The sequence below is a fragment of the Streptomyces sp. NPDC093544 genome, from assembly GCF_040683495.1.
In the GTDB taxonomy this organism is placed as follows: domain Bacteria; phylum Actinomycetota; class Actinomycetes; order Streptomycetales; family Streptomycetaceae; genus Streptomyces.
Genome location: NZ_JBFBEA010000005.1, coordinates 299520 through 318191, shown reverse-complemented (window position 1 = coordinate 318191; position 18672 = coordinate 299520). Strand labels below are relative to the sequence as shown.

General features: G+C 70.4%; 18 protein-coding genes and 1 pseudogene. 10 read left to right on the top strand and 9 right to left on the bottom strand.

All coding sequences use genetic code 11. The annotated features are described in order from the left end of the window. Positions 1-56 precede the first annotated feature (56 nt). Positions 57-1097, top strand: a complete 1041-nt coding sequence (locus AB0N66_RS09665; RefSeq protein ID WP_365430784.1) for an NUDIX domain-containing protein — start codon at positions 57-59, stop codon at positions 1095-1097. 21 nt (positions 1098-1118) lie between these two features. Here AB0N66_RS09665 and AB0N66_RS09660 read toward each other — a convergent pair. Both AB0N66_RS09660 and AB0N66_RS09655 read right to left on the bottom strand, forming a co-directional pair. Next, a pseudogene (locus tag AB0N66_RS09660) lies at positions 1119-2188 on the bottom strand (protein kinase family protein). Between the two features lie 168 nt (positions 2189-2356). Then, positions 2357-3712, bottom strand: coding sequence for a dipeptidase (locus tag AB0N66_RS09655; protein ID WP_365430782.1), 1356 nt, complete (start codon positions 3710-3712; stop codon positions 2357-2359). 184 nt (positions 3713-3896) lie between these two features. Here AB0N66_RS09655 and AB0N66_RS09650 point away from each other — a divergent pair, with 184 nt between their 5' ends. Next, positions 3897-5102, top strand: a complete 1206-nt coding sequence (locus tag AB0N66_RS09650) for a geranylgeranyl reductase family protein (RefSeq protein WP_365430780.1) — start codon at positions 3897-3899, stop codon at positions 5100-5102. A gap of 55 nt (positions 5103-5157) precedes the next feature. Here AB0N66_RS09650 and AB0N66_RS09645 read toward each other — a convergent pair whose 3' ends face one another. Continuing rightward, positions 5158-5610 (bottom strand): nitroreductase family deazaflavin-dependent oxidoreductase, encoded by a 453-nt coding sequence (locus AB0N66_RS09645; RefSeq protein WP_365430778.1) that lies wholly within the window; start codon positions 5608-5610, stop codon positions 5158-5160. A 237-nt stretch (positions 5611-5847) separates the two neighbouring features. Here AB0N66_RS09645 and AB0N66_RS09640 point away from each other — a divergent pair, with 237 nt between their 5' ends. Then, positions 5848-6585, top strand: a complete 738-nt coding sequence (locus AB0N66_RS09640; protein WP_365430776.1) for a TetR/AcrR family transcriptional regulator — start codon at positions 5848-5850, stop codon at positions 6583-6585. On the opposite strand, the gene AB0N66_RS09635 is transcribed toward AB0N66_RS09640, so the two are convergent. Next, complete coding sequence (locus AB0N66_RS09635) at positions 6537-7337, bottom strand: BTAD domain-containing putative transcriptional regulator (RefSeq protein ID WP_365430774.1); 801 nt, start codon at positions 7335-7337, stop codon at positions 6537-6539. The genes AB0N66_RS09640 and AB0N66_RS09635 overlap by 49 nt on opposite strands. Positions 7338-7444: 107 nt before the next feature. On the opposite strand from AB0N66_RS09635, the gene AB0N66_RS09630 reads away from it, so the two are divergent. Genes AB0N66_RS09630 through AB0N66_RS09620 form a run of 3 tightly spaced genes read left to right on the top strand, consistent with a single transcriptional unit; the run spans position 7445 to position 11558 of the window. Next, a complete protein-coding gene (locus tag AB0N66_RS09630) occupies positions 7445-9604 on the top strand; it encodes an MMPL family transporter (protein ID WP_365430772.1) in 2160 nt (719 codons plus the stop codon). Between the two features lie 53 nt (positions 9605-9657). Next, positions 9658-10896 (top strand): sensor histidine kinase, encoded by a 1239-nt coding sequence (locus tag AB0N66_RS09625; RefSeq protein ID WP_365430770.1) that lies wholly within the window; start codon positions 9658-9660, stop codon positions 10894-10896. Beyond that, positions 10893-11558: a response regulator transcription factor gene (locus AB0N66_RS09620; RefSeq protein ID WP_365430768.1), complete on the top strand. Its 666-nt coding sequence runs from the start codon at positions 10893-10895 to the stop codon at positions 11556-11558. The genes AB0N66_RS09625 and AB0N66_RS09620 overlap by 4 nt, the downstream gene beginning before the upstream one ends. Here AB0N66_RS09620 and AB0N66_RS09615 read toward each other — a convergent pair. Continuing rightward, the gene (locus AB0N66_RS09615; protein WP_365430766.1) at positions 11519-11809 is read right to left on the bottom strand and encodes a DUF6332 family protein; all 291 of its coding nucleotides are present in this window, start codon (positions 11807-11809) and stop codon (positions 11519-11521) included. The genes AB0N66_RS09620 and AB0N66_RS09615 overlap by 40 nt on opposite strands. Positions 11810-11878: 69 nt before the next feature. Beyond that, complete coding sequence (locus tag AB0N66_RS09610; RefSeq protein ID WP_365430764.1) at positions 11879-13372, bottom strand: MFS transporter; 1494 nt, start codon at positions 13370-13372, stop codon at positions 11879-11881. Between the two features lie 85 nt (positions 13373-13457). Between AB0N66_RS09610 and AB0N66_RS09605 the strand changes: the two genes are divergently transcribed. Then, a complete protein-coding gene (locus AB0N66_RS09605; RefSeq protein ID WP_365430762.1) occupies positions 13458-13889 on the top strand; it encodes a MarR family transcriptional regulator in 432 nt (143 codons plus the stop codon). 137 nt (positions 13890-14026) lie between these two features. On the opposite strand, the gene AB0N66_RS09600 is transcribed toward AB0N66_RS09605, so the two are convergent. Then, positions 14027-15226: an MFS transporter gene (locus AB0N66_RS09600; RefSeq protein ID WP_365430760.1), complete on the bottom strand. Its 1200-nt coding sequence runs from the start codon at positions 15224-15226 to the stop codon at positions 14027-14029. Between the two features lie 489 nt (positions 15227-15715). Here AB0N66_RS09600 and AB0N66_RS09595 point away from each other — a divergent pair, with 489 nt between their 5' ends. The 3 genes from AB0N66_RS09595 (at position 15716) to AB0N66_RS09585 (ending at position 16961) form a co-directional block, all read left to right on the top strand. Further along, entirely contained in the window at positions 15716-16600 is an 885-nt protein-coding gene (locus tag AB0N66_RS09595) for a hypothetical protein (RefSeq protein ID WP_365430758.1), read from the top strand. Positions 16601-16603: 3 nt separating this feature from the next. Continuing rightward, positions 16604-16762: a hypothetical protein gene (locus AB0N66_RS09590; RefSeq protein ID WP_365430756.1), complete on the top strand. Its 159-nt coding sequence runs from the start codon at positions 16604-16606 to the stop codon at positions 16760-16762. A gap of 73 nt (positions 16763-16835) precedes the next feature. Further along, positions 16836-16961 carry a hypothetical protein gene (locus tag AB0N66_RS09585; RefSeq protein ID WP_365430754.1) on the top strand — a complete coding sequence of 42 codons (126 nt, stop codon included), beginning with the start codon at positions 16836-16838 and terminating at the stop codon, positions 16959-16961. 2 nt (positions 16962-16963) lie between these two features. Here the strand turns inward: AB0N66_RS09585 and AB0N66_RS09580 are convergent, their stop codons facing one another. Together AB0N66_RS09580 and AB0N66_RS09575 are read right to left on the bottom strand one after the other, a co-directional pair. Next, positions 16964-17839: an amidohydrolase family protein gene (locus AB0N66_RS09580; RefSeq protein ID WP_365430752.1), complete on the bottom strand. Its 876-nt coding sequence runs from the start codon at positions 17837-17839 to the stop codon at positions 16964-16966. Between the two features lie 10 nt (positions 17840-17849). Next, positions 17850-18662: an aldolase/citrate lyase family protein gene (locus AB0N66_RS09575; RefSeq protein WP_365430750.1), complete on the bottom strand. Its 813-nt coding sequence runs from the start codon at positions 18660-18662 to the stop codon at positions 17850-17852. Between the last annotated feature and the right edge of the window lie 10 nt (positions 18663-18672).

Here is an 18672-nt window from a genome sequence, read left to right as displayed (position 1 = left end):
TTCCGTGGCAGGGTGAAGCGGGCAAGCCTCAGGGGGCCAACAGAAGAGGGGGAACCGTGATCGTCTGGATCAACGGTGCGTTCGGTGCGGGGAAGACCACCACCGCACGGGAACTGATCGAGCTGATCCCGAACAGCACGCTCTTCGACCCCGAGGTCATCGGCGGCACGCTCCCGCAGCTGTTGCCGCCCAAGCGCCTCGCCGAGGTCGGCGACTTCCAGGACCTCCCGATCTGGCGACGCCTCGTGGTCGACACCGCGGCCGCGATGCTCGCCGAACTCGGAGGTGTCCTTCTGGTCCCGATGACCCTGCTACGACAGGAGTACCGCGACGAGATCTTCGGCGGCCTCGCCGCGCGCCGGATCCCCGTACGGCATGTGCTTCTCGCCCCGGCGGAAACGATCCTGCGCAAGCGAATAGCGGGGCGTGAGGTGCCCCCTGACCTACCCGACGGTGAGATGCGGGTACGCCAGTGGTCCTACGACCACATCGAGCCCTACCGCGCCGCACTCGCCTCCTGGCTCCTCGCCGACGCCCACCCCGTGGACACCGGCGCGCTCACCCCGTACGAAGCCGCTCTGCGCGTCGCCGAGGCCGTACACACCGGGGACGTGCCCGTGTGCGAGATCGTGCAGACCCCCGAACCCACCGCCGAGACCGTCGCCGCGGGAGTGCTCCTCTTCGACGACCAGGACCGTGTGCTGCTCGTCGACCCGACGTACAAGGCGGGCTGGGAATTCCCCGGTGGCGTCGTCGAGCCCGGCGAGGCTCCCGCGCGCGCGGGCATCCGCGAGGTCGCCGAGGAGACCGGCCTCCAGCTCGATGACGTACCCGCTCTGCTCGTCGTCGACTGGGAGCCGCCCGCGCCGCCCGGCTTCGGCGGCCTGCGCCTGCTCTTCGACGGCGGCCGGCTCGACACCGCCGCGGCCGGGCGCCTGCTGCTCCCGGGACCCGAACTGCGCGACTGGCGCTTCGTGAGCGAACAGGAGGCCGCCGATCTGCTGCCACCCGTGCGTTACGAGCGGTTGCGGTGGGCGCTGCGGGCGCGTGAGCGTGGGGCGGCGCTCTACCTGGAGGCAGGGGTTCCGGTCGGTTGATGCCAGCGACATGAATTGACGTCAGGTGCGCTTGTCGTCGCGCCAGGAGTTGCCGAGTCGGAGCAGCTCCTCCGCCGGATACGGGGTCTGCCGGGTCTCCTGCCGGAGCCTGCGGATGAAGTCCGTCATCACGGCGGCGAGGGGTGCGTGCCGGGTGATGATCGCGGCGGCGGCCCGCGGGATTCCCTCGGGCCGCTTCCCCTCGGCGCAGGCGCGCACCAGTGCCTCCCGTTCTTCCCTCCCGTACCCGTACAAGGCGGTGACCAGCCAGTTCACCAGATACGACTGCGTGTACGAGCGGTCGTAGTTCGCGTGCCGGGCGAAGAAGTCGGCTTCCTCCGGGGAGAGTTGGAAGCGTGAAGAGAGTGAGAGGCCGTAGTCCGTGAAGTACAGCTGTCGGCCGTCGGTGAGGATGTTCTCGAAGTGCGCGTCGAAGTGCGGGAGTCCGCGGGCGTTCATGAACGACACGCCGGCCTCCAGCCCCTCCTCGACAAGCGAGTAGGCCGCCAGGTCGCCGGGCTCGTCCCGGAGCCGCGTGCCCAGCCAGTCGTGGAGGTTGTGCGGGATGTACTCCAGGAACAACGCGAGGCTCGCTGTGGCGTCGCGGAGAGCCTCGATGCGCCGGCGTACCGGCTCCGAGCCGTCCCAGTGGGCGACGGCCCGTTCCACGTCGGCCAGTTCGTCGGGAAGCGGCTGCACCGAGTCGGGCAGTACCCGCCAGTGATACATCAGCGGGAACCCCCCGAACCGCCCGCCCAGCACCCAGTCCGTCGTCATCGTGTGCGCGGAGAGTTCGCGCCAGGCCCCGAATCCCGGCCCACCTCCAATGCCGTACTGGCAGAAGGACGGCACCCCGAAGAGGTTGGCCGTGGACCGGACATTCTCCGGCAGCCGCTGAGCGGTACCCGTTTGACGAAGACCGGCGTTCCGGCGACGTCCAGCAGTGCGGATCTCCCGCCGATGCCGGTGCCGAGGGGCTTGGCGGTCGCCACCAAGTCGCCGAGTTCGTGATCGCTGTACCGGGCCAGGGAGGTGGATACCTCACTGTGGATGCCGAGGCGCACTGCGTGTGTCAGGCCGGAGGTCTCCACCGCGCCAGCCTGCCACCTCTGGTCGTGGCCGTGGGTCTCCGCCGATTCCGGCAGCCCGGCCGACCCCCTGCTCCGCAGCCCGGCCGACCCCCTGCGTAGCGCAGGGCCCCCACCAGTGGTGAGGGCCCTGCGCTGGGGGCGTACCGGCTCAGCCGGTCACCCGCGTGCTCAACTCGCCGCGTAGTTCCGCAGGAAGAGCGCCTCCGCGACCGAGAGGCGTTCCAACTCGTCAGGGGACACGCCCTCGTTCGCAGCGTGGATCTGTGCCTCCGGCTCGCTCAGGCCGATGAGGAGGATCTCGGTCCGCGGGTACAGCGAGGCGAGGGTGTTGCAGAGCGGGATGGAGCCGCCCAGGCCCGCGTACTGCATTTCCTTGCCCGGGTACGCGACCGACATCGCCTCGGCCATCGCGGCGTACGCGGGGCTGGAGGTGTCGGCGCGGAACGGCTGGCCCCCGCCGATCTGTTCGGTGCTCACCCGTGCGCCCCACGGCGTGTGCGCCTCCAGGTGGGCCTGCAGCAGTTTGGTCGCCTCGTCCGTGTCCGCGCCCGGCGGCACCCGCAGGCTGACCAGCGCGCGGGCGCCCGCCTGGACGGAGGCGCTGGCGCCGACGACGGGCGGGGCGTCGATGCCGAGGACGGTGACGGCCGGACGCGCCCAGATACGGTCGGCGACCGTGCCGGTGCCGATGAGCTCCACACCGTCGAGCACCTTGGCGTCCTTGCGGAAGGACTCCTCGTCGTACTGCAGGCCCTCCCACTTGGTATCGCCCGGCAGCCCGTCGACCGTCGTCGAACCGTCCTCGGCGCGCAGCGAGTCCAGTACGCGGATCAGCGCGGCCAGCGCGTCGGGCGCCGCGCCGCCGAACTGGCCCGAGTGCAGGTTGCCTTCAAGGGTGTCCACCTGAACGCGTACGAGAGTCATACCGCGCAGCGTCGAGGTGACCGTCGGCAGACCTGCCCGGAAGTTGCCCGCGTCGCCGATGACGATGGTGTCGGCGGTCAGCAACTCGGGGTGCTCCTCGGCGTACGCCTGAAGACCGCCCGTGCCCTGCTCCTCCGAACCCTCGACGATCACCTTGACGTGCACGGGCACGCCGCCGTTCGCCTTCAGTGCCCGCAGCGCGAGGAGATGCATCACGACGCCGCCCTTGCAGTCGGCGCTGCCCCGCCCGTACCAGCGGCCGTCGCGCTCCGTCAGCTCGAACGGCGGTGACACCCAGGCGGCCTCGTCCAGCGGCGGCTGCACGTCGTAGTGCGCGTACAACAGGACGGTCTTCGCGCCCTCGGGACCGGGCAGGAAGCCGTACACCGACTGCGTGCCGTCAGGGGTGTCGAGCAGCGCCACGTCCTGGAAACCCTCGGCGCGCAACGCGTCGGCGACCCAGTTCGCGGCGCCCTCGCTCTCGCTCCTTGGATACTGGTCGAAGTCCGCCACCGACTTGAAGGCCACCAGCTCGGTGAGCTCCGCCTTCGCCCTGGGCATCAGGGAGGCTACGGTCTCGGCGACCGGATTCGACGACATGGGCACGCTCCTTGTGGGTGCGACGTTGTACTTCTGTGTACAGGTGATCGTGCGGTGTGTAAGCGGCTCCCGGCGTGCGGGGCGCCTACGCTGCCGATCCTCCCACAGTGGCCTGCGGCGATGGCCGCCGTAGGATGCGGGAGACACGTGCGGCAGACGGCTGGACTGGGAGCAAAAGACCATCGTGAGCAGCGAGAACTCTTCGGCGGACGACGGGCAGCGGGTGTGGGACGTCGTCGTGGTCGGCGCGGGGCCCGCAGGCGCCTCGGCCGCCTATGCGGCAGCGGTCGCGGGACGCAGCGTCCTGCTGCTGGAGAAGGCCGAGCTGCCGCGCTACAAAACGTGTGGCGGCGGCATCATCGGCCCCTCACGCGACGCGCTTCCGCCCGGCTTCGAACTGCCGCTCAGGGACCGCGTGCACGCGGTCACGTTCTCGCTGGACGGGAAGTTCACACGCACCAGGCGCTCCCGGCAGATGCTGTTCGGTCTGATCAACCGTCCCGAGTTCGACCAGCAACTGGTCGAGTTCGCGCAGAAGGTGGGCGCCGAACTGCGTACGGGCGTCACGGTCTCGCGCGTCGAACAGCACGGTTCCGCCGTACCGGACCGGCGTACCGTCGCCGTCGTCCTCCAGGGCGGTGAGACGGTGCTGGGACGGGCGGTCGTGGGCGCGGACGGCAGCGCGAGTCGTATAGGAGCGCATGTCGGTGTGAAGGTCGACCAGGTGGACCTCGGCCTGGAGGCGGAGATTCCCGTCCCGGAGACCGTCGCCGAGGACTGGGCCGGACGCGTCCTCATCGACTGGGGGCCCATGCCCGGCAGTTACGGCTGGGTGTTCCCCAAGGGCGACACGCTCACCGTCGGCGTGATCTCCGCGCGCGGTGAAGGCGCCGCCACCAAGCGGTACTTGGAGGACTTCATCGCCCGGCTCGGGCTCGCCGGATTCGAACCCAGCATCTCCTCCGGCCACTTGACGCGCTGCCGCGCCGACGACTCACCGCTCTCGCGCGGCCGGGTGCTGGTGTGCGGGGACGCGGCGGGGCTCCTCGAACCCTGGACCCGCGAGGGCATCTCCTTCGCGCTGCGCTCCGGGCGGCTCGCGGGGGAGTGGGCGGTACGGATCGCCGAGGCGCACGACGCGGTCGACACACGGCGCCAGGCCTTGAACTACGCCTTCGCGATCAAGGCGGGACTCGGCGTCGAGATGAGCGTCGGCAGGCGGATGCTCTCGGCCTTCGAGCGCCGGCCGGGTGTGCTCCACGCGGTGATCACGGGCTTCAGGCCCGCGTGGAGCGCCTTCGCCGGGATCACCCGTGGCTCGACCTCGCTCGGCGAGGTCGTCCGCTCCCGCCCGATCATCGGGCGCGCGCTGAACGCGCTCGACCGGTAGATTCCGGGCCCCGGACCCTGGGCCCGGTATGGGGTCACGGGTTGACGGCAAGAGGTCACGGGTTGACCGTGATCCGGAACACCGGGTGCTTGGGCGCGGCGGCGAGGAGTTCCTCGTCGCTGGAGTTCACGTCGACGTCGCCGAAGAACCGGCCCACCTCCCAGCCCCATTTCTTGAGGTAGGTGCGCAGGACCAGCGGCTTCTCGGCGTCTGGCAGCTCGACCGCCGTGAACTCCTGGGTCCTGCGCCCGACCTGGAGCCGTCCGCCGCCGGCCGCACGCAGGTTGCGTACCCATTCGGAGTGGCCGCGGGCCGAGATGAGGTAGGGGCCGCCCTCGTACGGGAGCGGGTTGACGGGAACCTTCCGCCACTCGCCGCTCTTGCGGCCCTTGACGGAGAGCTCGGCGCTGCCGAGGAGGCTGACGCCGCGGCGCGCGAGCCAGCCGACGAGGCCGTTCATGGCCCTGTCGAAGGGCTTGGGCTTGATGTAGTGGGCCGACGACGACATGGTTCCTCCTGGAATTTGGAGAGCACTGCTCTCGCTTGAGAGCAGTGTGTACGAGATCGGTGATCCAAAGCAAGAGCACTGCTCTCGTGTTTGAGCGGCGCTCTCGTTTTGGTGCACTGCTCGCGCCGGAAAAGGGGCGCCGCGCATCGCGCCACCTGCCGCGGAAGCACCGCTCCGCTTTCGGAGCACCGCTCTCCTTTGTGTGCACTGCTCCGGAAACGTGGCACACTTCCCCGCATGAGTACCGCACGAGGGGCACGCGCCCGAGCCAGGATCGAGGTCACCGCGGCCATCAAGGACGAGGCTCGCAGTCAGCTGGCGGCGGGAGGCGCTGCCAAGCTCTCGCTGCGGGCCGTGGCCCGCGAACTCGGCATGGTCTCCTCCGCGCTCTACCGCTACTTCCCGAGCCGCGACGATCTGTTGACCGCGCTCATCATCGATGCGTACGACTCCCTCGGCGAGGCCGCGGAGTCGGCGCACGCACGGGTCGCCGGCGCCGCGCCCCGCGAGCGCTGGACAGCGGTCTGCGCGGCGGCGCGCCGCTGGGCACTGGAGCGTCCGCATGAGTACGCGCTCATCTACGGGTCGCCCGTGCCCGGGTACACCGCCCCGCAGGCGACCGTCCCGCCGGCGGCCCGCGTGGGCCTGCTCCTGATCGGCATCGTCCGTGACGCGTACCAGGGCAAGGGTGTCGCCCGCCCCCGCCTGCCCGCCGACCTGAAGCCCGAGGCGCAGCGGATGACCGCCGACCTCGCGCCCGACCTCCCGCCCGAGGTCGTCACGGCGCTCGTGGCCGCCTGGGCGCAGCTCTACGGACTGATCAGCTTCGAACTGTTCGGTCAGTTCAACCGGCTGGTCGAAGACCGCGAAGCGTTCTTCCGGCACGCGGCGGATCAACTCGCCCACGGTGTGGGCCTGGTGTTCCCTCAGCCCACCGGTACGGCGGCCAAGGGACCCAGCGGCTCCGGGTCCTGACGGAGGATCCGCGTGTGCAGGGAACGCAGCGCGGGCCCCGGGTCCGCACCGACGGCCTCGGCGAGCCGCTGCCGTACGCCTTCATAGGCGACCAGCGCGTCCGTGGGGCGGCCGGTCCGGTACAGCGCCAGCATCAGCAGCTCCGCGAGCCGCTCCCGCAACGGATGCGCGGCCACGAGCCGGACGAGCTCGTGAACGTACTCGAAGGACCTGCCGAGTTCGATCTCGCCGGCCAGTCGTGCTTCGAGGACGGTGAGCCGCTTCTCGGCCCACCGGAGCCGCTCGGCCGCCAAATAGGGGGCCTGTAGCCCCTCCGCGAACTCGCCGCGCCACAACTCCTCCGCGTGCGCGACCAGTTCACCCGCGCGACGCAGCTCGCCCGAATCGCGCGCGGCCAGCGCCGCGCTCACCAAGCTCCGCCGCTCCCGGAGGTCGTCGGCGTCCGCGCCGGTCAGCTGGTATCCGCTGCCCGTCCACGCCAGTTCCACCCCGTCGCCGAGGGCGCGGCGCAGCCCGGAGACGTACTTCTGCACGAGGTTGCGTACATGCGCGGGCGGAGCACCGCCCCACACTGCCTCGACCAGACCGTCGTAGGAGATCGGGCGCCCGTCCTGCAGCAACAGCACGGCGAGCACCGCACGTTGCTTGGGCGGACCGAGGGGAATCTCCGATCCGTCGCGCAACGCCCTGAGCGGGCCGAGCAGTTCGAAGCGCAGGCCCTCGTGCGAGCCGTGCGGAGTCCCGTCACCCATGGGTTCCAGGTTAGCCCGGACCCGGCGTTCCAGTGGATCTTCCAGCGGATGGTCAGCGCCGCCGGTGACCGTGGCCTGGCAAGGACTTCCGGAGAAAGGCCACCACGATGTTGACCCGCCTCGGCCGGCTGGCGGTGCGGCGCAGTCGCGCCGTTCTGCTCGGCGCGCTCCTCGTTTTCCTCGGTCTCGGCGCGTACGGCGCGGGCGCCCAGGCCGACCTGGACCTCTCGCGCTGGAGTGCGCCCGGTACGGAATCGGTGCGCGCGGGCGACGTCCTGCGCGAGGAGTTCGGCACCGGCAACCTCAATCTCGCGCTGCTCGTCACGGCACGGGACGGCGATGTGGACAGCGCAGCCACGGCCCGTGCGGCCCGCGCCCTGGCCACCGAGGTCGAGGATCTGCCCCTGGTCACGGACATCACCTCGTACTGGGACGCAGGCAGCTCCGCGCTGCGCAGCTCCGACGGCACTCGCGCCCTCGTGCTCGTGCGCCTCGAAGGCAGCGCGACCGAGGCCCGCGAGGAACTCGCCACCCTGTCACCCCGATTGACCCGCACCACACCCGAACTGACCGTCCGTGTAGGGGGACAGGAGGAGATCTCCCGGCAGGTCGGCGAGCAGGCCCGAGCCGACTTCCTGCGCGCGGAGGCGCTGGCCGTCCCGGCCGTCGTAGTCCTGCTGATCCTCGTCTACCGGCGTACGGTCGCTGCCCTGCTGACCGTCGCCGTGGGCCTGTTGTCGGTGCTGGGCACGCTCGCCGGGCTGCGGCTGCTCGCGCAGTTCACCGAGGTGTCGACATTCGCGGCGAACCTCGCGCTCGTGCTGGGCCTCGGACTCGGCGTCGACTACAGCCTGTTCGTGATCAACCGGTATCGCGAGGAACGCGTGGCCGGGCACGCGCAGCAGGCCGCCGTCGTCCGGGCGACCGCCGCCGCCGGACGCACGGTCGTCTTCAGCGGAGTCACGGTGGCGGTGTCGCTGTGCGCGCTGCTCGTGTTCCCGTTCTTCTTCCTGAGCTCGTTCGCGTACGCAGGCGTCCTCGTCGTCGTCACGGCGGTGGCCGGAGCGGTGCTCTTCCTGCCCGCCGCCCTGGCCCGCTGGGGCCACCGTGTGGAACGCCCGGCCGCACCCACCTCCGGCTTCTGGCACCGCACCGCGCTCCGAGCCATGCGCCGTCCCCTCGTCACAGGCGCCGGAGTCCTCACCGTCCTCCTCCTCGCCGCGTCCCCCCTGCTGGGCCTGCGCTTCGGGCTCCCCGACGAACGGACCCTGCCCACCGGCACCTCCTCACGCACCACGTCCGAGATCGTGCACGAGGAGTTCCCCGCGGAGCCCACCGACACCGTGCAGGTCGTCCTCGACGAGCCGACCGACACCCGCGCGTACGCCGCCGAGCTCTCCCGCATCCCCGGGATATTCCAGGTCGACGCCCCACAGGGCGCCTACCGCGACGGGCAGCGCACCGGCGCCCCCGGCCAGGACCGGCTGACGGCGCCCGACGGCCGGGTACGCCTGGCGCTCATCCCCACGCAGGAGGCGCTGCGCGGCGACGTACCCGCTCTCGTCGAGCGCATCAGGGACACCCCGGCGCCCGCCCGCGCCCTCGTCGGCGGCTATCCCGGCGAGACCACCGACTTCCGCTCCACGCTCCTGGACCGGCTGCCCCTGGCGATCGGGCTTGTCCTGGTGGCGACGTACCTGATCCTCTTCCTGATGACCGGCAGTGTGCTGCTGCCCCTCAAGGCGACAGTTCTGAACCTGCTCAGTCTGGGCGTGATGTTCGGCTGCCTGGTGTGGGTGTTCCAGGAAGGGCATCTGTCCGGGGTCCTGGGCTTCACGCCGACCGGCTCGATCGAGCCGAGCATCCCGGTGCTGATGTTCTGTGTGGCCTACGGGCTGTCGATGGACTACGAGGTGTTTCTGCTGGCCCGCATCAAGGAGGAGCACGACATGACCGGCGACACGGAGCGCGCGGTCGCCGAGGGCATTCGGCGCAGCGCACCGCTGATCACCGCCGCGGCCGGGATCCTCGCGCTCTCCTTCCTGTCGTACGTCACCGGAGGCGTCGTCTTCCTCAAAGAGCTGGGCCTCGGTACCGCCCTGACGATCCTCGTGGACGCGACCCTCATCCGGGTGGTGCTGCTGCCCGTCACGATGCGGCTGGCGGGCCGTGCCAACTGGTGGGCGCCGAAGCCGCTGCGGCGCCTTCACCGGCGTATCGGCATCAAGGAAGAGCCGGAGGAGGTACTACGCGGGGAGTACGTGTGATCACCTCGCCCGGCTGACGCCCTGGGCGGCCCGGCGCGTCTAGCGTGACCGTCATGGACGAGCAGCGCACTCCGAGGTCCCCGGCATGGGGCGGCCCACCCTCGTGGTGGCGGCACGGACCGCCGGGGTGGCGCGGAGGGGACGACCAGGAGCGCCACGCCCGCCGGCCGTGGCGCTCCACGCTGCTGCTGACCGCGTTCGTGTTCATCGGCTCCAATTTCGCGAGCCAGGCCCAGGTGGGCGAACGCGCGTCCCTGGATCTCTTCGCACGGGCGCTGCTGCTCGTGGGGTGCGGTCTGCTGCTGTGGCGACAGCGGTACCCGGTGTTCGTCGCCTTCGGCACCGCGGCGGCGGCCATGCTCTATCTGGGCGCCGGATACGCGTATGGGCCCGTCTTCCTCACCGTCGCCCTGGGCTGCTTCAGCGCGATCGTCGCCGGGCACCGCAGAGCCGCCTGGGCGGCCGTCGGGATGCTCTGGGCCGGGCATGTGCTGGTGGCGCACTGGCTGTACCGATGGTTGCCGCCGTCGGGGGACACGCCCGCCGCCTGGGGGCAGGAGGTGGTCGTCGCCACCTGGATCGTGGCGATCGTGGCGCTGTCCGAGCTGGTCCGGGTACGCCGCGAGCAGTGGGCCCGCGAGCGCGTCGAGCGGGCGCAGGCCGCCAGACGGCGCGCCGACGAGGAGCGGCTGCGGATGGCGCGCGAGCTGCACGACGTCCTGGCACACAGCATCTCCGTGATCAACGTCCAGGCGGGCGTGGGTCTTGCGCTCCTCGACTCCGACCCGGAGCAGGCGCGTACGGCGCTCACCACGATCAAGGCGGCGAGCAAGGAGGCGCTCGGTGAGGTCCGTCAGGTGCTCGACACGCTGCGTGCGCCGGGGGAGGCGCCGCGCGCTCCGGCGCCCGGGCTCGACCGGCTCCCCGAACTCCTCGAACAGGCGGCGAGCGCGGGCCTGACGGTCGAGGTCCAGGGCGAGTCCCCGAAGCTCCCGCCGGGCACCGACCTGGCCGCCTTCCGCATCGTCCAGGAGGCGCTCACCAATGTCGTACGGCATTCGGGATCGCGGCACGCGCGCGTGCTGGTCGAGCAGGCGGAGGGCGCGCTACGGCTGCGTATCGACGACGACGGGCCCGCGACCGGCGCGGACGCGGGCGGCAGCGGCAACGGGCTGGCCGGAATGCGGGAGCGGGCCGCGGCGTTGGGTGGCACGATCGAGGCGGGCCCGCGTGACGACGGAGGGTTCCGCGTGCTGGCCGTACTGCCGCTGAAGGCGAAGGAGGACCGGTGATCCGCGTACTGCTCGCCGACGACCAGTTGCTGGTCAGGGCAGGCTTCAAGGCGCTGCTCGACGCGCAGCCGGACATCGAGGTCGCCGGAGAGGCCGCCGACGGCGAGGAGGCGCTGCGTCAGGTGCGCCAACTGCGCCCCGACGTCGTCCTGATGGACATCCGTATGCCTCGGCTCGACGGCCTCGCAGCGACCCGCCGTGTCACGGACGACGCGGACCTGAGGGACGTCAAGGTGGTCATGCTCACCACCTTCGAGCTGGACGAATACGTCTTCGAGGCGATCCGCTCCGGCGCCTCCGGCTTTCTGGTCAAGGACACCGAGCCGGAGGAACTCCTGCGCGCGGTACGGGCTGTGGTCGAGGGCGACGCGTTGCTCTCGCCGGGTGTGACCCGTCGGCTGATCGCCGAGTTCGCGGCCCGGTCCAAGGAGCCCGCGGCGGTCCAGTCCCTCGCCGAACTCACCGAGCGGGAAAGGGAGGTGATGGCTCTGGTCGGGATCGGACTGTCCAACGACGAGATCGCGCGGCGACTCGTCGTCAGCCCGCTCACGGCCAAGACCCATGTCAGCCGCACGATGGTCAAGCTGGGTGCCCGCGACCGGGCTCAACTCGTCGTGCTGGCCTATGAGTCGGGGCTGGTGCGGCCGGGCTGGCTCGGCTGACTCCCGCCCTCGTGGCCGAAGCGGAGCAGCACACTGACTGTGCGTACGACGAAGAGGACAGCGCTGAGCAGGATTCCCGACGCGAGCAAGGCCTTGCCGACTGAGTCAGGGAGATCGAAGAGCAGTGCCGGACCGGCCACGACCCCGAACACGACAGCAGCCGCGAACGCCGCGCTCAACAGCGCGTAGCCGATCTCGACAGTGATCGCGTCACGCTCGGCCTGACCCCGCCGCCCCCTGGTGGACTCCATTCTTCGAGTCAAGCAGGCGTGGGCCCGGGGGGCAACAAGCCCCCGGGCCCACGCTGTTGAGGCGCCCCCTCAGTCGCCGACCGCCACGCGGTCCGCGCCCGCCTCCTCCGGGGTGGACTGTGCCTGAACGGACTTGGCGACCACGATCGACTCCGGCGCGCGCCGGGTGCGCAGCCCGGGCAGGGAGACCAGCAGGCCCACGAAGGCGATCACCGTCACCACCACCAGGCCGGGCCGGTAGCTGTCGAGGACGGCCTGAGGCGAACTCCCCGAGGAGTTCGCGGCCACGACCGCCGTCACGATGGCCAGGAAGATCGCGCCGCCCACCTGGACCGAGGTGTTGAGCAGCCCCGAGACCATGCCCTGCTCGTGGTCGTCGACGCCGTTGGTGGCCTGGATGTTGAGCGAGGGGAAGATCAACGCGAAGGCCCCTCCGATCAGCACCATCGACGGCAGGATCAGCGTCGCGTAACTCGGGTCGAGGCTGACACGCAGGAACAGCGCGTATCCGACGATCATCAGCGCGAAGCCCACGGCGATCAGCCGCTGAGTGCCGAACCGGTCGACGATCGCGCCCATCTTCGTCGCGGACAGCGCGACGATCGCGCCGGCGGGCAGGAAGGCGAGCGCGGTGTGCAGCGCCGACCAGCCGAGCAGGGACTGCATGTACAGCGTGACCAGGAACTGGAATCCGACGTACGAGCCGAAGAGTGTCATCGCACCGAGCTGGGCGCGGAGTTGAGTGCCGGAACGCAGTACGCCGAGCCGGATCAGCGGACCGGCCGAGCGCTGCTCGATGCGCACGAAGACGGTCAGCAGGACGGCGACCGCGAGGAAGGACAGCAGCGTACGGGCCGAGGTCCAGCCGCTCTCCGATGCCTCTACGACCGTGAAGACGAGCAGCAGCATCGACGCGGTGCCGATGACCGCGCCGGGAATGTCGTAGCCGTTGTGGTTCTTCTCGCGCTCACTGCGCGGGAGGAGCTTCAGACCGGCGAACAGGGCGATCAGCGCGATGGGCGCCGGCAGCAGCATGGTCAGCCGCCAGCTGGCCTCGGTGAGCAGGCCGGACAGGACGAGGCCCATGGAGAAGCCGGTGGCGGCGCAGGTGGTGTAGATCGAGAGGGCACGGTTGCGCAGCGGGCCCTCGGCGAAGGTCGTGGTGATGATCGACAGGCCCGCGGGCGCGGTGAACGCCGCGCTCAGGCCCTTGATGAAGCGGCTGGCGATGAGCAGCGGGCCCGAGTCGACGAGGCCGCCGAGCAGCGAGGCGAGCGCGAACACACCCAGGGCCACGAGGAACACCTGGCGGCGGCCCAGGAGGTCGGCGGTGCGTCCGCCGAGGAGGAGCAGGCCGCCGTATCCCAGGATGTAGCCGCTGACGATCCATTGGAGCGTCGAGGTGGAGAGATCGAGTTCGGAACCGATGGACGGCAGGGCGACGCCGACCATCGACACGTCCAGCGCGTCCAGGAACATCGCGGCGCAGAGCACCAGCAGGGTGCCCCACAGCCGAGGGGTCCAGCGTGCCTCGGCTGCGGAGGTGGTGAGCGGAGAGGTCATGCCGGAGACAATACATGCGCATGCATTCAATGCAAACGCATTTAATTCCAATGCAACAAAGCCGATTGTTTGCTACGGTGCGCTCATGGCGGCGAAGAAGGCCGAGCAGGTGCTCGTGAACCAGTGGCGCGACATCCTCGCGGTGCATGCGCGCACCCTTTGCGAGCTGGACCGAGAGCTGCACCGACATGGCCTCGGCGCCAGTGACTTCGAGGTGCTCGACGTGCTGGCCGGGAGCGCCGCGCCGGACAGCGGCGACTCGTACCGCGTGCAGGAGATCGCCGAGCGAGTCCATCTGAGCCAGAGCGCGCTGTCCCGGCTTATCGCCCGCCTGGAGCGGGACGGCCTTGTGGCGCGCGGGATGTGTGCGGAGGACCGGCGCGGTGTGCGCGTCTGCCTCACGCCGAAGGGGCGCGACCTGCACGGCGACGTGCTGCCGGTGCAGCGCGCGGTGCTGACGCGGATGCTGGCGGGCGGCGACGCGGACTGCGTTCCGGGCCGGGTTCCGGGCGACTGACGTGACTGACCGGGGCGGGCTGTTCGGTGGTAGGTGCCGGGCGGGTCTGTGGGCTCGGCGGTAGGTATTCGGGTTGGTCGGGTCGGTGGTGGGTTGCGGGGTTGGCCTGTTCGGCGGGAAGTGTTGTCCGCCGGGCCTCAGTCGATGGCGACGTGCCGCGTCGCGAAGCCGATCAGCGCGGCCACCGCCGCGAGGGCCGCCACGCTCGTGAGTGCCACGGGCAGCGAGTACCAGTCGGCCATGAACCCGATCGCGGGCGGCCCGAGCAGCATGCCGCCGTATCCGAGGGTGGACGCGGTCGCGACCCCGCTCGGTCCTGCGAGTGCCCCGGCGCGTTCGATGGCCACCGGGAAGATGTTGGCGAGCCCGAGCCCAGTGACGGCGAAGCCGAGCAGAACTGCCCACACCGAAGGCGCGAGCGAGCCGAGCAGCATGCCGAGCGCCGCCGTCGTACCGCCCGCCACCAGCGTCCGGGTCCGGCCAAGGCGTTCCAGCAGCGCCGTTCCGCTCAGTCGCCCGATGGTCATCGCGAGGGCGAAGCAGGAGAAGCCGGCGGCCGCGACGCCGGGGTGCGCGTCGAGGTCCTGCTCAAGGTGCAGCGCGCCCCAGTCCGCGAGAGCCCCTTCGCCGTACGCCGTGCACAGTGCGATCAGGCCGAAGACGACGACCAGCCCGCGAGTACGGCGGTCGAGGCGCCGTTCCGCACCCTCCGCGTTCCGCATGCGATCCGGCGCCGCCGGGGGCTCGTACCGCAGCAGTGCGCGCCCGGCGACGGCGGTCACGAGAAGGCCGATCACCGTGAGCCCGAGAAGGTGGCGGGTGGGCGACAGCTGTCCGGCGACCAGACCGCCGAGTCCCGCTCCGACCACGCCTCCCAGGCTGAACGCCGCGTGGAAGCTCGGCATCACCGGTCGACGCAGTGCGGCCACGAGGTCGACGGCCGCGCTGTTCATGGCGACGTTGAGTCCGCCGTACCCCACACCGAGCACGAACAACGCGGCGCCGAGAGCGAGGGCGGAGTGGGTGAGCGGGGGCAGAGCGATGCTGAGGGAGAGGAGGACGGCGCAGATGACGGTGATGGGGTGGCTGCCGTAGCGGTGGCAGAGTCTTCCGGTGAGCATCATCGTGAGCACCGCGCCGACGGAGACGCCCAGAAGTGCCAGGCCCAGGGTGCTCGCGGAGGCGTGGGTCTGCTCTTTGATGGCGGGGATGCGGATGACCCAGCCGGCGAAGAGGAAGCCGTCGAGGGCGAAGAAGACGGTGATGATTACCCGGAGTCGGGTGAGTGTGCTGTCGGGTTCGGTGCTGTCCGTCCTGGTTTTGTTTATTTGCGGCACAAAGTCAGGCTAGGTCGAAGCCGGGGGGAGGGCAAGGGGGTTGGGTGACGGCACAGCTCACCGAGACGCAGACCATCGCCCCCGTCGTCACCGTGCGCGGTCGCTGAACTCGACGCCATCGACGGGTAGCCCTCAACTCCTCGGAGTGCGAGGCGCGGGCGACGGCATCGGCATGAGTGCCGTGGGCGGCTGATAAGCACCGGCTGCGGTCACTGATCGCAGATGAAACACCGTCAACGGGGCAGTCGTCCCGTGGCACTGTCCGCACCGCTGAAGGAGCCTCCGCGCTTCGACAGGCCCAGCCGGGTCTTCCGGGGGCGTCAAAGGGGGTCGGCTGTCCGTCAACAGCAGCGGGAATCGCGCATCACGCCGGCGAAACGCGTGGTCGGAAAGTTGTCGTCCGGATTGGACCGCGCTGTCCGCCATCACGCCGATGGTCACGGCGCCGGTGGCTGTCGGACTTCCAGAACTATCAAGGGATATCGATTGATGGAGCGTCGCAGAGAAGAAACGGAGAATCGCCGAGAGGAAGGGGAACAGCCGCCCAAGCGCAAGGTGCTCGACCTGACTGTTGTGCAGGTCGTGGCGAGTGCGCTCGCGACTGTGGTGGGTGCGGTGCTGGCGTCCCTGCTGGGGGTGACGGGGACGATCATCGGTGCCGCCGTCGTCAGTACCAGCGCGACCACCGGCGCAGCGGTCTTCTCGCATGCCTTCCGGCGGACGGGCGAGGGGATACGTAGCCGGGTGCCGTCCGTAGGAGTGCCGTCCTTAGGGGTGCCGCGAACGCCGGGCGAAGAACGGGCGGAACAACGCGCGGACGCCCGGGCGGCGTTCGGCTCTCTGGCGGGCGCTTCGGCCGCTGACGAGAGGCTGACCTTCGGGTCCGGTGGTCCGGATGGTGAGCGCGGCCGGACGACGGCGGCCTCCGCGTCCTCCGAAGGCGAATCGGTCACCACCTATCGGGGTGGCTCCCTCCGGAAGTCCTTCAGTTGGAAGTCCTTCGGCTGGAAGAGGTACGCCCTGGCGACGGGCCTGGTGTTCGCCCTGGCGATGGTCACGGTGACTGCGGTCGAGCTGATCGCGGGCAAGCCGGTGTCCGCTGTGGTCAAGAACGAGCCGGGCAGAGGAACTTCGGTGGGCGGTGGTACGGACGGCAACTCCGGTCCCGCCGACAGTCAGACACCCACCCCGGGTGTGTCCAGTGGCACGGCGCCGCAGACGGGCAGCTCCGCCGCGCCGGACGCGAGCGCGGAGCCGGAGACCAGCTCCGATCCCAGCGCCAGCCCCAGTGCCAGCGTCAGCCCCAGTGCTCCGGCGTCGTCCGTGCCGTCCAGCGACGGTGTCGTGAGCGACTCCGACGCCACCGGTGATTGAGCGGTGACCAGCGGGTCGAGCCCACACCTGCCGTCCCTGTTCGGCCCGATCTTCGGCAGCCTCCAGCGGTGGATCGCCGGCGCCACGCCGACTGCCGCCCTGGAGAAGCTCGCCCAGACCTCTGACGCGAATCCGGAGAGGGTCGGCAGCCTGGGCGTCTGACCCTCACTGTGGCTGGTCGCCGCCTATTTTGCCGCAGCGCTGCTCGCGGCGGCGCGCGTCCTGGAGCGGCGCGATGTCTGATCCGGCCTGCCGCGCCGTATGGCTGCTGATCGCGCCGATCGCCGTGCTGGCGTTTCAGGCATGCGCCCCGGCAACCGACGGCCACGCCCACAACGCCACGCTCCTACGGCCTCCCTGACGTCAGTCCGTGTAGAACAGGCGCGCGGGGGACTCCACGAGGATCTGTTGGCGGTCGGTCTCGTCGGGTGCCCAGTCGGCCAGTAGGTTCAACAGCTCGCCGGTGTCCCGTTGGCCGTCGATCAGGTGTGGCCAGTCCGAGCCCCACACCAGGCGGTCGGGACGGGCCGCGACGAGGGCCCGGCCGAGCGGCTCGACGGAGGACAGCGGCTTGTCCTTGGCGATGCGGTACGGCCCGGAGAGCTTGATGTAGCAGCTGCCGCCGTCGAGGACGCGCACCAGGCGGTTGAGGTCCGCCTCCGTCAGCCCGTCGGACTCCTTCATGTATCCCATGTGGTCGATGACGAAGGTGTCTTCGAGGTCGGCGAGGAACGGCAGCAGATCCCGTACGACGGTCCCGGGTGTGTAGAACTGGAGATGCCAGCCGCGCGGCCGCGCGCGGTCGGCCATCCTGCGGACGTAGGCGATGAGGTCGTCGGTCGGCCAGGAGGCGCGGGCGAACAGGTCGAGGCGGATCGCCCGTACGCCCAGCTGGTGGTAGAAGTCGAGTTCCGTGTCGGGGGTGTCCTCCTCGATGCGCACCACACCTCGGCAGCGGGACCCGACCTTCTTCAGCACGTCGACGAGCAGGCTGTTGTCCGTGCCGTAGTAGGTGGGCTGCACGAGGACCATGCGTTCGATGCCGAGCCGTTCGGTCAGGCGCAGGTACTGCTGGAGGGTCCCGTCCGGGAACGAGTACAACCGGTCGCGTACGTGCGCGTAGCCGGGCTCGAAGACATGGAAGTGCGTGTCGCAGCTCTCGGGCGGCACCTGGAACCGCGGCAGCGTATTGCTCTCGGCGGCCCGCATCGGCGACGGCTCGGGCAGTTCTGCGGTCATGGATCTGTCCTTACTCTGAGCGGGTCTGCTTGGTGAGAGGGGCGAGCACCTGCTGGGCGTGGGCCTGCGCGGCCTCGAAGAGCAGCGCCGTGTCGGTGCCGGTCATGCGCAGTGAGGAGACGCCGAGCGGGACGAGCGCGTCCAGGATCGTCCGGTCGCCGATACCGCCGAGGACCATGAGCTTTCCGTGCTTCTGGCAGGCGTCCGCCAGGGTCTTCACCGCGTCGCGGACCCGCGGATCGCCGTACTGACCCGGCACTCCCAGCTCCGCGGTGAAGTCGTTCGCGCCGAGGGCGAGCATGTCCACGCCGTCCAGCGCGGCGATCTCCTCCGCGTTCGCGACGCCGACCGGCGTTTCCAGGAGGATCTGCACGATCGTGGCGTCGTCGAGCGCCGGGTTCAACTCCCGTGCGGGCGTGGGGCGCATGCCGAGCTGGGGGACCATGTTGGTCTGCGAGCGCTGGCCACGGGGGGCGAAGCGGCAGGCGCGGGCGACGTCACGCGCCTGGTCCACTGTTTCGATGCGCGGCGCGATGATTCCGTGGGCTCCGCCGTCCAGGAGCCGACCGATCATCCCGTACTCGCGCTCGGGGACCCGGACCAGCGCCGTGAGCCCGAGGCTGTCGGCGGAGGCGCACAGCTGGGCGGCGACATCGGTCGACATGGTGGAGTGTTCGAGGTCGACGAGAATGCTGTGGTGGCCGGTCGAGCGGGCGATGTGGACGACGTCCGTCGTCCGGCTGCCGCGGATGGCCAGCATGAGTGTGGGTTCGCCGGCGTGCAGGCGCTCCAGGAACCCGCCGGAGAAGGGGTGTTGAGGCATGGCGGAGTCG